Source organism: Streptomyces sp. NPDC046900 (assembly GCF_040644975.1).
Taxonomy (GTDB): domain Bacteria; phylum Actinomycetota; class Actinomycetes; order Streptomycetales; family Streptomycetaceae; genus Streptomyces.
Genome location: NZ_JBEYXD010000145.1, coordinates 1 through 13283, shown reverse-complemented (window position 1 = coordinate 13283; position 13283 = coordinate 1). Strand labels below are relative to the sequence as shown.

14 protein-coding genes are annotated in these 13283 nt (G+C 72.5%); 6 read left to right on the top strand and 8 right to left on the bottom strand.

All coding sequences use genetic code 11. The features are described 5' to 3' along the window. Positions 1-112 precede the first annotated feature (112 nt). Together ABZ904_RS48290 and ABZ904_RS48285 are read right to left on the bottom strand one after the other, a co-directional pair. A complete protein-coding gene (locus ABZ904_RS48290) occupies positions 113-352 on the bottom strand; it encodes a hypothetical protein (RefSeq protein WP_361830512.1) in 240 nt (79 codons plus the stop codon). 929 nt (positions 353-1281) lie between these two features. Beyond that, the gene (locus ABZ904_RS48285) at positions 1282-2571 is read right to left on the bottom strand and encodes an ROK family transcriptional regulator (RefSeq protein WP_359408322.1); all 1290 of its coding nucleotides are present in this window, start codon (positions 2569-2571) and stop codon (positions 1282-1284) included. Positions 2572-3045: 474 nt separating this feature from the next. Between ABZ904_RS48285 and ABZ904_RS48280 the strand changes: the two genes are divergently transcribed. After that, positions 3046-3324, top strand: coding sequence for a hypothetical protein (locus ABZ904_RS48280; protein ID WP_359408325.1), 279 nt, complete (start codon positions 3046-3048; stop codon positions 3322-3324). Position 3325: 1 nt separating this feature from the next. Here the strand turns inward: ABZ904_RS48280 and ABZ904_RS48275 are convergent, their stop codons facing one another. Continuing rightward, a complete protein-coding gene (locus ABZ904_RS48275) occupies positions 3326-4240 on the bottom strand; it encodes a DUF3626 domain-containing protein (RefSeq protein ID WP_359408328.1) in 915 nt (304 codons plus the stop codon). Between the two features lie 79 nt (positions 4241-4319). Here ABZ904_RS48275 and ABZ904_RS48270 point away from each other — a divergent pair, with 79 nt between their 5' ends. From ABZ904_RS48270 to ABZ904_RS48255, 4 genes are all read left to right on the top strand, one after another. Then, a complete protein-coding gene (locus ABZ904_RS48270; RefSeq protein WP_361830509.1) occupies positions 4320-4814 on the top strand; it encodes an FBP domain-containing protein in 495 nt (164 codons plus the stop codon). Positions 4815-4974: 160 nt separating this feature from the next. Next, positions 4975-6228 (top strand): FUSC family protein, encoded by a 1254-nt coding sequence (locus tag ABZ904_RS48265; RefSeq protein WP_359408334.1) that lies wholly within the window; start codon positions 4975-4977, stop codon positions 6226-6228. 42 nt (positions 6229-6270) lie between these two features. Then, positions 6271-7320, top strand: coding sequence for a hypothetical protein (locus ABZ904_RS48260; RefSeq protein ID WP_361830507.1), 1050 nt, complete (start codon positions 6271-6273; stop codon positions 7318-7320). 106 nt (positions 7321-7426) lie between these two features. After that, a complete protein-coding gene (locus ABZ904_RS48255) occupies positions 7427-8641 on the top strand; it encodes a lactonase family protein (RefSeq protein ID WP_359408340.1) in 1215 nt (404 codons plus the stop codon). On the opposite strand, the gene ABZ904_RS48250 is transcribed toward ABZ904_RS48255, so the two are convergent. Then, positions 8609-9334 carry a DUF2470 domain-containing protein gene (locus ABZ904_RS48250; protein ID WP_361830505.1) on the bottom strand — a complete coding sequence of 242 codons (726 nt, stop codon included), beginning with the start codon at positions 9332-9334 and terminating at the stop codon, positions 8609-8611. The genes ABZ904_RS48255 and ABZ904_RS48250 overlap by 33 nt on opposite strands. A gap of 80 nt (positions 9335-9414) precedes the next feature. Further along, positions 9415-10023, bottom strand: coding sequence for a TetR/AcrR family transcriptional regulator (locus tag ABZ904_RS48245; protein ID WP_359408346.1), 609 nt, complete (start codon positions 10021-10023; stop codon positions 9415-9417). 118 nt (positions 10024-10141) lie between these two features. Between ABZ904_RS48245 and ABZ904_RS48240 the strand changes: the two genes are divergently transcribed. Then, complete coding sequence (locus ABZ904_RS48240; protein WP_361830503.1) at positions 10142-11656, top strand: cytochrome P450; 1515 nt, start codon at positions 10142-10144, stop codon at positions 11654-11656. On the opposite strand, the gene ABZ904_RS48235 is transcribed toward ABZ904_RS48240, so the two are convergent. The 3 genes from ABZ904_RS48235 to ABZ904_RS48225 form a co-directional block, all read right to left on the bottom strand. Further along, entirely contained in the window at positions 11618-12448 is an 831-nt protein-coding gene (locus ABZ904_RS48235) for a pentapeptide repeat-containing protein (protein ID WP_359408352.1), read from the bottom strand. The two genes, ABZ904_RS48240 and ABZ904_RS48235, sit on opposite strands and share 39 nt — an antisense overlap. Positions 12449-12554: 106 nt before the next feature. Further along, positions 12555-12992: an SRPBCC domain-containing protein gene (locus tag ABZ904_RS48230; protein ID WP_361830501.1), complete on the bottom strand. Its 438-nt coding sequence runs from the start codon at positions 12990-12992 to the stop codon at positions 12555-12557. After that, a complete protein-coding gene (locus ABZ904_RS48225; RefSeq protein WP_361830499.1) occupies positions 12989-13219 on the bottom strand; it encodes a hypothetical protein in 231 nt (76 codons plus the stop codon). The genes ABZ904_RS48230 and ABZ904_RS48225 overlap by 4 nt, the downstream gene beginning before the upstream one ends. Between the last annotated feature and the right edge of the window lie 64 nt (positions 13220-13283).

Genomic DNA, 13283 nt, shown 5'->3' with positions numbered 1-13283 from the left:
AGCCGTATCAGCGACTGGATCGTGTTGTGGTCAGCACGGCGTCCGCACGCCGTGCACACCCCGCGGGCCGGGTTCTCAAGAGCCGACGGCGTCCGGCCGCTGGTCCGACGGATCAGGCGGTGGACTCGTCCGGTACCGGGTGCTCGGGGTGGACCGTACCCGCGTGGGGTTTGCCCTTCCGGCCGGTACCCGCCTCGTCCGTGTCGGGTACGTCGGGGGCGGATCCGTCGGCGGTGCCCCATGCGGGATCGGCGTCCCAGGGGTCTTCGCCCTCGCGGGCCTGCTGGTCCGGCATGTCACGCGGGATGGGGTCGGCACGCTCGCCGGGAGCCTCGTGCCGCTGTTCGGTCACGGCATCCTCCTGCTCCTCTTCGCCAAGGGGCCCGCGATGGAGACGAGCCCTGTCCGGCCGAGGCGGCGAGTACCGCGAGGCACGGCACTGAAACCGCGGAAGCCGTCACGGGCTCGGTGAGGCGGGGGGTGCGCGCGGGCGACGCGTGTACACGGCGGCTCTGGTGTGCGTGGGTCCCGGGGACGGTAAGAGCGCCGCAGGCGTCGCGGGCTCGACAAGTCGGGAGCTGCGCGGGCACCTGGCCCCGGCACGCGCGCGTCCCAGAACCCGGCGCCGCGCCGATCACGCGGCAAAACCACCGCAGGCATCGCCGACTCCGCAAGGTGGGAAGCTCGCGCAGGCCACCCCTGGCGCCCCGGCCCGACATGCGCGCGTCTCGCAGCCGGGCGTGCGCGCGTCTCGCAGCCGGGCGTGCGCCGATCAGCGCACTCCAACCGCCGCGGCGTCGCGGCCTCGGCGAGACGGGAGCTGCACGCAGGCGACGCCTGGGCCCCCGGCCCGGCACGCGGCGCGCCGCTGATCAGCGCAGTGCAACCGCCGCCGGCGTCACGCGCTCGACAAGGCGGGAGATGCACGCAGGCAGACCCTGAGCCACCCGGCCCCGGAACACGACGCCCCGCCGATCAGCGCGGCGAAACCACCGCCCGCGTCACGCGCTCGACAAGGCGGGAGGTCCACGCAGGCAGACCCTGAGCCACCCGGCCCCGGAACACGACGCCCCGCCGATCAACGCGGCGAAACCACCGCCCGCGTCACGCGCTCGACAAGGCGGAGCTGGTGCGGGCACCGCGGTCCGCGGCAAGCGCGCCCCAGAGCCCGGCGCCCGCCGATCAGCACGCTGGACGACCGCAGGCACCGCCCGCTCGGCAAGGCGAGAGCTGCGCGGACGCAGCCGCCCCTGCGCGTCCCCGAGCCCGGCGCCCAGCCGGTCAGCGCGGTGTCCGTTCCTCCAGAGCCGTGCGCCACGCCGGTGGACGTTCCTCGTTGGTGGGCTCCGCGCGGCGGCCGCCGCGGGCGAAGAAGTCGGCGAGCGGCAGGATCGCCGCGCCGACCGTCACAGCGTCGGGGCCGAGCCTGCCGAGGTCGATGGAGACCCGCTCGGCCGGGTAGCGCAGCGCGTAGGACGTGGCGTACCGGCGCACGACGGCCAGGAACCGCGAGCCGAGCTGAAGGCCCGCCCAGCCGCCGATCAGGATCCGTTCGGGCTGGAAGAGGTTGACCAGGTCGGACAGGCCCGCGCCCAGGTACTCGGCGGTCTCCTCCAGGACGGCGAGCGCGACCGGGTCCGCGTCGGTGCCCTCCGGCGGGTAGGCCGCCGCCAGCATGGCGGTCAGCGCGGTCTCCTCGTCGACGCCCTCGGGCGGCCGGCCGCCCTCCTCGCGCCAGCGGTCGAGCAGGGCCTCCGCGCCCGCGTACGCCTCCAGGCAGCCGAGGGCGCCGCAGCGGCACCGGCGTCCCCTGACCCGTACGGTCAGATGGCCCCACTCCACGGCCCGGCCGCTGCCCACCTCCTCGGTGACCAGGCAGGCGCCGACACCGGAGCCGAAGAGGACCACCACCGCGTTGTGGGCACCGCGTCCGGCGCCGAACCACATCTCGGCCTGACCGAGGGTCCTGGCTCCGTTGTCTATGAAGTAGGGCACGGAGTCCGGGAGCCGCCCCGTGGAGCGGAGCAGGGATTCCAGCGGCACGGCGTCCCAGCCGATGGTCTGGCCGTGCACGACGGCGCCCTGCTCCGGGGTGCGGGCCACGATGCCGGGTACGCCGATGCCCACGCCCAGCAGTCCGTCGGGCGTGATGTCCGCGGCGGCCAGGACCTCCGCGATGCCGTCGCGGATGTGGCCGACGACGACCTCGACGTCGTAGCGCTGGTGGACCAGCGGCCGTTCGGTGCGGGCGAGCTCGGTGAGGGTCAGGTCGAACAGCTCGACGCGGACACGGGTCTCGCCGACGTCGACGCCGATCATGTGGCCGCTGGTCGGTGCCACCCGGAGCAGGGTGCGGGGACGGCCGCCGTCGGAGTCGACGCTGCCGGCCTCCTCCACCAGGCCGTCGGCGACCAGTTCGGCGACCACGTTGCTGATGGAGCCCGAGCTCAGACCCGTCGCCGGGCCCAGCTCGAAGCGGCTCATCGGGCCGTCGAAATACAGTCGCTGCAGCACCTCGGCGCGATTCCCCCGGCGCAGGTCGCGCACCGTGCGCCCGTTCCGCCCCGTCATGTGGCTCCTTCCGGCCCTGCCCGACCTGCACGATACCGCTGTGGCACCTCGGACGCGCATTTCCTTGCACGCTTAAATCAGACCCTAATTTAAGACATGAGGATGCGCGAGGTCCTGATGGGTACCCCAGTGCGGGTCCGGACCGGCGCGGTCGGGGGCCGTGACGGGATTTCCGGAACGCGCCCCGCTCACCGGCCGTCCGCACAAAGCCCCTGGCTCGCCCCCGTGGACTCACTCTGCCAGGTGAACACACGGTGGCGTAATCCCTTCCGCCCGGCCACGCCGTGACGCCACGTACACACCCTCGAAGCGACACGGCGGCACCGCGACGGACCGCTCGGTCACGCGCCTCCCGCAGGGCGGCGGGCCCCGCAGCGCCGGAAGCTCCCGGTCTGGGGCCGACCGGTCGATCCGCGTGCCCGCCCAGCGGGTCGCGGGACCGGACCCTCGCCCACGCGCCTAGTATCCGGGGCCGTGGCGTCGACTTTTGAAGAACTCGTGGAGATGCAGCGTGCGGCGGCCGATGCGCAGTCGAAGGCCGACGAGCTGCGGGAGAAGTACGGCCCGCCCACCGCCACAGCATGGACCAGACAGCAGACCGAGCTGTACGAGACCGCCCTGCGCGCCTGGCGCGACCTCGACCGTGACCTCCAGGTCGAGATCACCGAGTACGCGAAGGAGCACAGCACATCGCGCAGCGAACTGGAGGACGAGGTGAGGACGCGGGCGGGGGAACCGGCCGGGGACGCCTAGCTCAGGACGGCGATCCGACGGCGGATCCCGCACCGGGCGGCGTCTCCGTGCGCTCCGCCGTTCCGGCGCCTTCCGGCGCGCCGAAGCGCGCCAGGCAGTGCCACACCTTCTTCAGGTCCTGCGCCTCGTACCGGCCCGAGCGGACCGCGTCGCCGATGATCCGCGGGTCCAGGTGGCCGTTCTCCGCGATACTCGCGCCCAACTCGACGTACTCCGGGCCGCGGTAGTCGGCGTGACGGCGCAACTCGTCGACGGCGATCCGGTATCCGGGGTGCCACTCGAGCGGGCACGGCAGCCGCAGGCCGGCGGCCTCCACCGGCGTGCCGCGGTAGCTCGCGTCCAGGACCAGCGCCTCCACGTCCCGGACGAGGAGGACGGGGCCGTGCACATGGGCCTCGATGTAGTCGTTGAGGGCGTCCTGGTCATCGGCCTCGGCCAGCGCGATGAGGTCCGTCCCGGAGGCCACCCCGAAATGGGAGGGCTCGGCCGCGCTGTCCGGATAGCAGAAGGTCGCCCTTGCCAGGCAGGCGGCCGTGAGCCGGACATGGGACGAGCCGAACCGCGGTGCGGCGCCCACCACTTGACGACGGAAGTTCAGCGCTCCGTACACCGGCCGGTCCACCGCGGACGCGCCGTCGTAGGCCCCGCCGAAGATCCGGCTCTCCCAGTGCCATCGGTCGCCGCCGGGGTGGGCGGTCAGACCGCCGTTACTGGTGCCGGTGACGAACTGCGAACGGTACGCACCGTCCTCGGCCAGCGCCTGGAGGATCGGGCGCCCGGCCGCAGGCCGGTCGGGGTGGAAGTTCAGCGTCAGCCGCAGGTCACCGCTGACCACGGGGCCCGAGGAGCGGACCGCGACATGGCGCAGGGCCTCCACGGCGGCTGCGTGGAGACCGCTGTCGCGCCCGAAATCCATTGGCCCCTCCCCGATGGGTCCCGATAGCTTTAGCCAAGAACCTAGACCCCCTAGGTAGCCGGCGCCCAGAAGGACTCCCATGAGATCACTCACCGAGCAGGACATCCGCGACTCTTTCATCAACTGCTCGAAGGGAGAGGCCAAGCGCCTGCCCATGCCCCGCGACCTGCGTGAACGCCCCTGGGACGACCTCGACTTTCTGGGCTGGCGCGATCCCGGGGCACCCGACCGCAGCTATCTGGTCACCGGACACGGCGATCGGCTCACCGGTGTGGCCCTCCGGTTCCCGTCCTCGCAGCGCGGGTTTCTGCACCGGAGCATGTGCTCCCTGTGCCTGACCACCCACGCCGGCAGTGGCGTGTCCCTGATGACCGCCCGCAAGGCGGGTGCGGCCGGCCGCGAGGGCAACTCGGTGGGGCTCTACATGTGCACCGACCTCGCGTGCTCCCTGTACGTACGCGGCAAGAAGGCCCCCGAGGGCGGAAGCCGCTTCGAGGAGAGCCTGACGACGCAGGAGCAGATCGCCCGGACGGTGGCCAATCTGTCCTCCTTCCTGGACACGCTGTACGCCTGAGGCCCGCCCTTGCCCGCCGGGACCGGCCCCGGCGCCGACGCACCCCACCGACGGCTCACCCGGTGCGGTGGACTGCGGGTTTCCGCGAGCGGCACTCCCTCGGGCTCCCTGTGTCCGTGGATACGTTCGTTGCCTGCGAGGAGCGGGAAGGGCCCTAGGGATGCGAGATGTACGTGATGCCTGGGCGACGGCCTCCGCCCGGATCGTGAAGTGGCGCCAGGTGCCCGAGGTCGTTCAGGCGGTACGTTCGACCGCGGCCGCGACCGTCGCCTACGTGGTCGCCGTACAGCTCAGCCCCGAGCCCGCTCCCCTCACGGCCCCCCTGACGGCCCTGCTGGTCGTCCAGGTCACCCTCTACGCGACGATCACCAACAGCGTGCGCCGGGTGAACTCCGTGGTGGCCGGTGTCGTCATCGCCATCGGCTTCAGCGTGCTGGTCGGGCTGACCTGGTGGAGCCTGGCCCTGATCATCCTGGCCTCCCTGGCCGTCGGGCATCTCGTACGGGTCAGCGAGTACGTGCCCGAGGTGGCGATCAGCGCGATGCTCGTCCTCGGGGTGACCCAGGTGGGCAGTACCGCCTGGGCGCGGGTCCTGGAAACCGTGATCGGCGCGGTGGTGGGCCTGGCCACCAACCTGTTCTTCGCACCCCCGGTGTGGGTGACCACCGCCGGGGAGTCCATCGAGGGACTGTCGCGCCGGGTACGCCAGATGATGCTGCGCATCGCGGACCAGGCCTGCGGGCGTACGCCCGCATCCCAGGCGACCGCGCGGCTGTACGAGGCCCGCAGGCTCGACCACGACATCATCGAGGTGGACGCGGCGCTGCGGCAGGCCGAGGAGAGCCTGAAGCTCAACCCCAGGGTCCGGGAGGGGCTGCTCCACCGCATCGTGCTGCGCACCGGCCTCGACACCCTGGAGATCGTCACGGTGGTGCTGCGGGTGATCGCCCGGACTCTCGCCGACCTGGCGAAGGAGCGGGAGCCGGAGGCGCTGTTCGAGCCCGAGATCGGGGCGACGCTCGAGCGGTTGCTGTCGGAGATCGGCGACGCCGTGGTCAGCTTCGCCGTGCTGGTCACCACCGACGTCAGCCGCAGCGCCGAGTCCGCGGAGACCCGGCTCGCCGAGGAGCTGGTCACGGCGGGCGCGACCCGCGACAAACTGGCTCAGCTGCTCCTCGAGGAGGTCCAGCGGGGCACCCGTCAGTGGCAGTTCCACGGCGCCATCCTGACCGAGGTCAACCGCATCCTGGACGAGATGGACACCGAGCACCGCACCCGCCGTCTGCTGGAGGAGCTGGACCGGGGCACCCGGGAGCAGCGCGAGCGGAACCCGCGTCTGACCAGGCTGCGGGACCGTGTGCGCGCACGGCTGCGCGGTGTTCTGCCGGGCCGGAACCGTCCGGGTCCGCCCTGACGTTCTAGGTGAGGACGGACGGCCGGACGGCAAGGGGGACGCATGGACGCGGTGCGGATCGACGGGAACTCACTGGTGCTGCCCGGGGGTGTGCGGGTCCGGTTCATACGGACGCTGCGGCTGCCGGAGACGGGTACGCATCCGCTGCCGCCGGGACTCGGCGAGTTCCCGGTCCGCCGGGTCGAGGACCACGCGGAGACGGTCCCCGCCGAATGGCGGGCGCGCGGCGGCGTGATGCTGCCGGTGTATCTGCGCGAAGCCATGTGGCTGAGCTTCGGCGCGTCGGAACCGGCCGCGCTGCAGGTGGGGGTGGGCAAGGTCTGCGCGGTCTCCGGCAGGCCCTGGAGCTCCCGCCTGGGCCGCCGTCCGCAGAACTACGTGGTGCTGCCGCGACAGCCGTGGCTCGACGGGATCAATTCCGGCAAGGGGACGGTCCGACAGTTCGTCGCGGTCCCGCTCGGCCTCGGTGCCACGGTCGAGGGCCAGGTCACGGGCGAGGAGGTGTGGGGCGGCATCCAGTTGCAGACCTTCCCGCTCAAGGAGAAGCCGCTCGCCAAGTGGCGGGAGGAGGAGCAGCGCAGGCGCGAGCGGGCGCGGGCGATGCAGACGCACCTGTCGGCCGGCCCCTACGGCGGAGCTCCCCCCGCTCCGGGGGCCATGCCCGCGGCCCCCGCGATGGCGGCCGCTCCGGGCGGTGCCCCGCGCAGCGCCCCTGCCATGGGGCTGGGCGTGGGCGGTTCGATGCGTCAGGAGGTCTACCAGGACGACTGGCGGGCGAGCAGCTGGGCCGATGAACCGGCCGGGCGGGTGTTCGTACATCTGGTGACGCCTCCGGAGTGGCGCCGGATCACGGGTGAGGCGCCCCCGCCGTCTCCGGTGGACCGGGCGGCGTACACACAGGCCGGACTGCCGTGGTTCGACTACTACGACCAGGACGGCGAGGATCTCGCACCCACGGACGAGCTCGGCGCCGTCAAGCCGGTCGGCGACTGGCTCGGCGACGACCACGAGCCCTGGCAGCAGCCCTCCCCGAACCAGGTGAAGCCGCTCGGTGATCTCCCGGGCAAGCCTGTCCAGGACGGTGACTGGTAGGCAGGCGTCGTCCTTGGCGCAGCGATGATCGCCCGCCTTGCAGACATGGCTCGGTACCCGCCAAGGTGGCAGTCACAGCTGAGCCGACGACTCTCGAGGTGCGGGCATGGTCACGGGTGCGGAACCGTCGCGGGGTTCCCTCGGCGGGGGCTGGAGCAGACGCCGTTTCCTCGGTGCGGCCACGGCCGCCGTCGCGGTCACGACGATCCCCGCCCCCGTGGCACCCCGCGAGCCGCAGGACGCGCCCCGTAAGGAGCCGGAGAGGGCGAGCGCACCGCCGCGCCGGCCCTCCGGTCCCCGCCCACTGTTCATCGGCACGTACACCTCCGCCGAGGGCGGCGGCCAGGGCATCGGCCTCGCCCTGTACGACCCGGAGGCCGGCCGGATCACGGGCGCCGGGACGGTGACCGGGGTGGCCGACCCGTCCTACCTCGCGGTGCACCCGGACGGGCGCACGCTCTACGCTGTCGACGAGCAGCAGGACGGCAAGGTGACGGCGGTGCGCCTGCCGGGACACGAGATCCTCGGCAGCCGCAGCACCGGAGGGGCGGGCCCCTGTCATGTGTCCGTGCACCCGAGCGGCCGATGGCTGCTCAGCGCCAACTACCTCTCGGGCAGCGTGGCCGTGCATCCCATCGAGGCCTCGGGCGCGCCGGGCGAGCGCACCGATCTCGTCACGCACTCCAGCCCGCCGCCCGGGCCGGGTCAGCAGGGCCCACACGCACACCAGGTCATCACGAGCCCCGACGGCGGCCACGTCCTCGCCGTGGACCTGGGCACGGACACCGTCTACACCTATCGACTCGACCCGTCCAAGGGCACGCTCACCGAGGTCTCACGGGCGCGCACCCGGCCGGGCGCGGGCCCGCGGCACCTCACCTTCCACCCGGACGGCCGCTTCGCCTATCTGGCCAACGAGGTCGACAACACGGCCGTGGTCTGCGCCTACGACCCGGCCAGCGGGCGCCTCAGCCCGGGGCGACCACAGTCGACGGGCACGGGCACGGGCACGAACTACCCGGCGCAGTTCGCGGTCACGGCGGACGGGGCGTACGCGTATCTCGCCAACCGAGGGCACAACAGCCTGACCCGGTACGCGATCGAGAACGGCGGTGCCGCGCTGCGACTGCTGGACTCGGTGCCGGTGGACGGGGACTTCCCGCGCCATATCGCGCTCTCCCCCGACGGCCGGCTGCTGTTCGCTGCGAACCAGCGGTCCAGCACGGTCACGGTGTTCCACGTCGACCGCGCGAGCGGCGAACTGAACCTCGCGGGCGAGCCGTTCGCCTCACCGATCGCCGTCTGCACGGTACCGCTGTAGCGCACGGGGGCAGCTGACCCGGGCGGCCTGCCCGAGCAGCACATGCATCCGTTCGGTCAGCTGGGCCACGTCGTCGGCGGGCTTGTGGAAGGTCAGACGTACGTCACCGTGGCCCTGCACCCGCTCGATGCGCAGCGTCAGCCCATGGCGGTCCACGGCGAGGGGCTGTACGCGTACGGCGCCGTGCAGGCTGTCGGGGTCGACCAGACGGCTGAGCCGCTCGACGGTGTCCGGGTGGGCGTCGGCCAGATGGGTGAGCAGCCCGGACTCGGCCGCGGCCAGCGGGTCGGGCTCGGCGGACGCGTACTCCTCGGGGTCGATGACGACCACGCCGTTCGCCCGGCGCAGCGCGATGCGCGTCGCCTGGAACGCCAGGTGTCCCTCCTTCGCCGTGAACTGCCCCGCCAGCCAGAGCCGGGCGCGGATGCGGGACCGTACGGGGACGGGCGCCACATCGGCGAACTCCAGCACCGCGGAGGGCTCTCCGCGCGGTGCGCAGACAGCGGCGGCCGGCAGCACGCTGTCCTCCGGCAGGTGCAGCAGCACCCTGCCGTCCGCCGTGACGGTGTGCGCGCCGACGAACTCCTCCCGGCCGCTCTCCGCTGTCACCGCGCAGGACCATGCGGCTGCCAGCACCGACCGGGCGCGTTCCGCCGCAGCGGGGGCGGCCGTCCAGGCATGACGGTCACCCATTCCCAGCCTCCTTAGGTAAACCTTGCCTAACTTATCGGAGATCGGGGTGTGCGCCAACCCGGACCGGGCCGGCACATTCGTCAGCGCGCGACGACCCCCAGCAGTGCGCGGGCGCACAGGTCGCGCACCTGCTCCCGGGTCAGGTCGGCACCCCGCAGCCACTCCAGGCAGACCGCCGTCGTGAAGGCCAGCCAGCCACGGACGGCGATCCTGAGATCGGGCCGCTCTTCCGGCTCTCCGCCGAACTCCGGGTCCGTCGCGAGGACCGCCAGGATCTGCTGCTCCTGCGCCGCGAGCGACCGCTGGTAGACCTTCCGCACGGCTTGGTCCCCCGCCGCGTCGGCGCGATGGAAGGCGCGGAAGCCGTGCGCGTGTTCCTCGACGTACGCCAGGAAGGTGTCGAGGCCCGCGGCGAGCTGCTCGCGCAGCGGAACCCCTGGAACGGCCGCCGTCATCCGCAGCATCCGTTCGCTCTCCCGCTCCACGACCGCCGCGAAGAAGTCCCGCTTGGTCGGGAAGTAGTGGTACAGCAGCCCCCGCGAGACACCGGCGATCTCGGCGACCTGCTCGATCCACACGTCGTCGTAGGGATTCTCGGAGAACAGCCGCGCCCCGACGGCGAGGAGCTGCTCCCTGCGCTCCTCGGTGGTGAGCCGGCGGCGTGTGCGCTCCCCCTGGTTCGCGGCCATGTCCGCACTGTACTTGACGTCGGTTCAACAGCGGGATCACACTGAATCCGCTATTGAACCCACGTACAACACGGGCGGGACGTGCTCTGCGCTCCGCCGCACCGAGGGAGATGGCGCCATGGCGCAGACGACGGCGACCGCGCCGCCCAAGGGGTTCCGCGGCGCGGAGCTGGGCTGGCCGGAGCTCTGGCGCATTCCGCACCCGCCGCGCCGGATCCCGTTCGCCGGCGATGTGCTCGGCGCCGACAGGCGCAAGCCGGTGCAGGACTCGATGCGGTTCGGGCGTCTGCTCGGGCCGATCTTCCGGCGGAGGTTCTTCAGCCGGGAGATCGTGTTCGTCGGAGGCGGAGGGCCGGCGGCCGATCTCGCCGACGAATCGCGGTTCGCCAAGCACGTGGGCCTGGGCGTCGCCAATCTGCGGCCGGTCGCAGGGGACGGACTGTTCACGGCGTACAACCACGAGCCCAACTGGCAGCTGGCGCATGACGTCCTGGCGCCCGGCTTCAGCCGCGAGGCGATGGCGGGTTACCACCCGATGATGCTGGATGTCGCCGGACGGCTGCTCGACCGCTGGGACGCGGAACAGGCCGCAGGCAACACCGTGGACGTGCCCGGCGACATGACCAAGCTGACGCTGGAGACGATCGCGCGCACCGGTTTCGGGCACGACTTCGGCTCCTTCGAGCGGCCGCGGCCGCACCCCTTCGTCACCGCGATGATCGGCACGCTGACGTTCGCGCAGCGCCGCAACCTCGTTCCCGTTCCGCTGACACCCCTGCTGCTGCGCGGCGCCGCCCGGCGCAACGAGGAGGACATGGCCTACCTCAACCGCACGGTGGACGACGTCGTCCGCGCGCGGCGCGCCGCCGGCGGCGAGGGGGACCTGCTGGACCGGATGCTGGACACCGCGCATCCGGTGACCGGGGAGCGGCTCGCGCCCGAGAACATCCGCCGCCAGGTCATCACGTTCCTGGTGGCCGGCCATGAGACGACCTCGGGCGCACTCTCCTTCGCCCTGCACTACCTGTCCCGCCATCCGGACGTCGCCGCCCGCGCCCGCGAGGAGGTGCACCAGACCTGGGGCGATGCCGCACGCCCCGGCTACGAACAGGTCGCCAGGCTGCGGTACGTCCGCCGGGTCCTCGACGAGTCACTGCGGCTGTGGCCCACCGCACCGGCCTTCGCGCGGGAGGCACGGCACGACACCGTCCTGGACGGCAGGCATCCGATGCGCGAGGGCGCGTGGGCACTGGTGCTGACGTCGATGCTGCACCGGGATCCGGAGGTGTGGGGGCCCGACGCGGAGCGGTTCGACCCCGAGCGGTTCGACGCGAAGGCGGTACGGGCACGTCCCGCGCACACCTTCAAGCCGTTCGGGACCGGGGCGCGGGCCTGCATCGGGCGGCAGTTCGCGCTGCACGAGGCGACCTTGGTGCTGGGTCTGCTGCTGCGCCGTTACGACCTGCATCCCGACCCCGGCTACCGGCTGCGGGTGGCGGAGCGGCTGACACTGATGCCCGAGGGGCTTCGGCTGCGCCTCAAGCGCCGCCCCGCGTCGCCGCCGTGCCGTCCGGGGGCCGTCGCCGAGGCGCGGTCAGAGGTGGGCTGCCCAGTGACCGGGGCGCGTGACTGATGCCGGCAGCCGGGTGCCCGAACTACCCCGGGCCGCAGTGATCTGGGGCTGCGTGAGGAAGAGAGCGCCCGTCAGGTCGGCGTCGGTGAGATCCGCGTCGCGCAGGTCCGCGCCGATGAGGTCGGCGCCGCGCAGATCGGCACCCGTGAGGTCGGCGGCGATGAGGCAGGCGCCGCGCAGTGCCGCGCCGCGCAGATCCGCACCCCGCAGACGGGCGCCGACGAGGTCGGCGCCCCGCCGGTCCTTGGTGCTGCGCCCCGTTCCCGAGCGCACCAGCTCACTGGCGCGCAGCAGCAGCGCGCCGACCTGCTGCCGGTGCGCGTCCACATCCAGCTCCCCCAGTTCCGCCGGGCTCCGCAGAGTGAGCCGTTCGGTGCTCGCCAGCATGCGACGCAGGTCGCCGTGGACCGGCCGGGCGGCAGGCAGGGTGAGGGCCTCGGTCAAGTACCGGAGCATTTCGTGCAGTTGGCGCACGACGGGGAACACGTCGAACATCCGCCGGGCGTGTTCCGGCCCGCCCGACCGCCAGTCCTGACCGCCGAAGGTGAGCTGGGAGACCTTCTGCCCGGCGCCGAAGCAGTCGTAGACCGTGCAGCCCGAGAAACCGCGCTGCCGCAACTCCGAGTGGATCCCGCAGCGGAAGTCGTCCCGCAGATTCCGGCAGGGCGTGCCGGCGGCCTTGTCGATCGCGAAGTCCGCCGAGCGGCCGAAGGGCAGTGCGACACAGCACAGGCCGAAGCAGCGGCCGCAGTCGGCCCGCAGCTCGGACGGCTCGATGGGGGACGCGTGCATGCCGTCCATGCTAATGACGTCGGCGGTTGCCGGGGAAACCCTTTTCCGCGGCAACGGCCGGGCTACACAGCGGGCCCGGGCACCGGGCCGAGCGGCCTGCGCCGACTCACATCCATTCGTCGGGTCCCGGGTCGTTGCCCGTCGCCACGGTGACGAGCCGGTCCACGTAGTGCACCCAGCCCTCCTCGTGCCCGGCACGCGCCTCCGGCGAGGGCAGGTCGCGGTGGACCAGACGTAGCAGGGTGCCCGCGGCGACCGGTTGAAGGGTGATCTCCACGGTCGTGGAGCCCGGCGGCACGGGCATTCCGCCCTCCGCCCAGCCCCACGTGAAGACCAGCCGCGTGGGCGGGTCGACCTCGACGAAGTGGCCCTGCGCGACGTTCTCACCGGTGACGGTCGTCCGGTAGGCGCCACCGGGCCGGAAGTCGAACTCCCCGTCGCTGCCCATCCAGCACAGCCACTTGTCCCGGTCGGTGAAGAAGGAGAACACCGTCTCGGGCCGGGCGGCGATGAGCCGTTCCACGGTGACCTCGTTAGCGTTCAAGCGTTCGCCCCTTCGGTGTTCCCGGGCCCCTCACGCTCCGCCCGCTCGGCCGCCTCCGCCAGCTCGGCCAGCGTGTCCAGTCTGGCCGCCCACATGGACTGCAGATAGTCGGCCAGCGGGCCCATGGCTTCACGGTCGGCGCGGTAGAAGCGCTTCTTGCCCTCCTGGCGCAGCGTAACCAGGCCGGAGTCTCGCAGCACCTTGAGGTGCTGGGTGACCGCCCCCACGCACGGCCGGGACGTCCTCGCAACCCAGATCTTACACCACCCGCGCGGGGAATGGGGCGGCCGC

Excerpts from the sequence above, each read along its gene's own strand:
- ABZ904_RS48285 (WP_359408322.1), bottom strand. The coding sequence starts at position 2,571 with ATGACGGGGCGGAACGGGCGCACGGTGCGCGACCTGCGCCGGGGGAAT.
- ABZ904_RS48275 (WP_359408328.1), bottom strand. The coding sequence starts at position 4,240 with ATGGATTTCGGGCGCGACAGCGGTCTCCACGCAGCCGCCGTGGAGGCC.
- ABZ904_RS48270 (WP_361830509.1), top strand. The coding sequence starts at position 4,320 with ATGAGATCACTCACCGAGCAGGACATCCGCGACTCTTTCATCAACTGC.
- ABZ904_RS48265 (WP_359408334.1), top strand. The coding sequence starts at position 4,975 with ATGCGAGATGTACGTGATGCCTGGGCGACGGCCTCCGCCCGGATCGTG.
- ABZ904_RS48260 (WP_361830507.1), top strand. The coding sequence starts at position 6,271 with ATGGACGCGGTGCGGATCGACGGGAACTCACTGGTGCTGCCCGGGGGT.
- ABZ904_RS48255 (WP_359408340.1), top strand. The coding sequence starts at position 7,427 with ATGGTCACGGGTGCGGAACCGTCGCGGGGTTCCCTCGGCGGGGGCTGG.
- ABZ904_RS48250 (WP_361830505.1), bottom strand. The coding sequence starts at position 9,334 with ATGGGTGACCGTCATGCCTGGACGGCCGCCCCCGCTGCGGCGGAACGC.
- ABZ904_RS48245 (WP_359408346.1), bottom strand. The coding sequence starts at position 10,023 with ATGGCCGCGAACCAGGGGGAGCGCACACGCCGCCGGCTCACCACCGAG.
- ABZ904_RS48240 (WP_361830503.1), top strand. The coding sequence starts at position 10,142 with ATGGCGCAGACGACGGCGACCGCGCCGCCCAAGGGGTTCCGCGGCGCG.
- ABZ904_RS48235 (WP_359408352.1), bottom strand. The coding sequence starts at position 12,448 with ATGCACGCGTCCCCCATCGAGCCGTCCGAGCTGCGGGCCGACTGCGGC.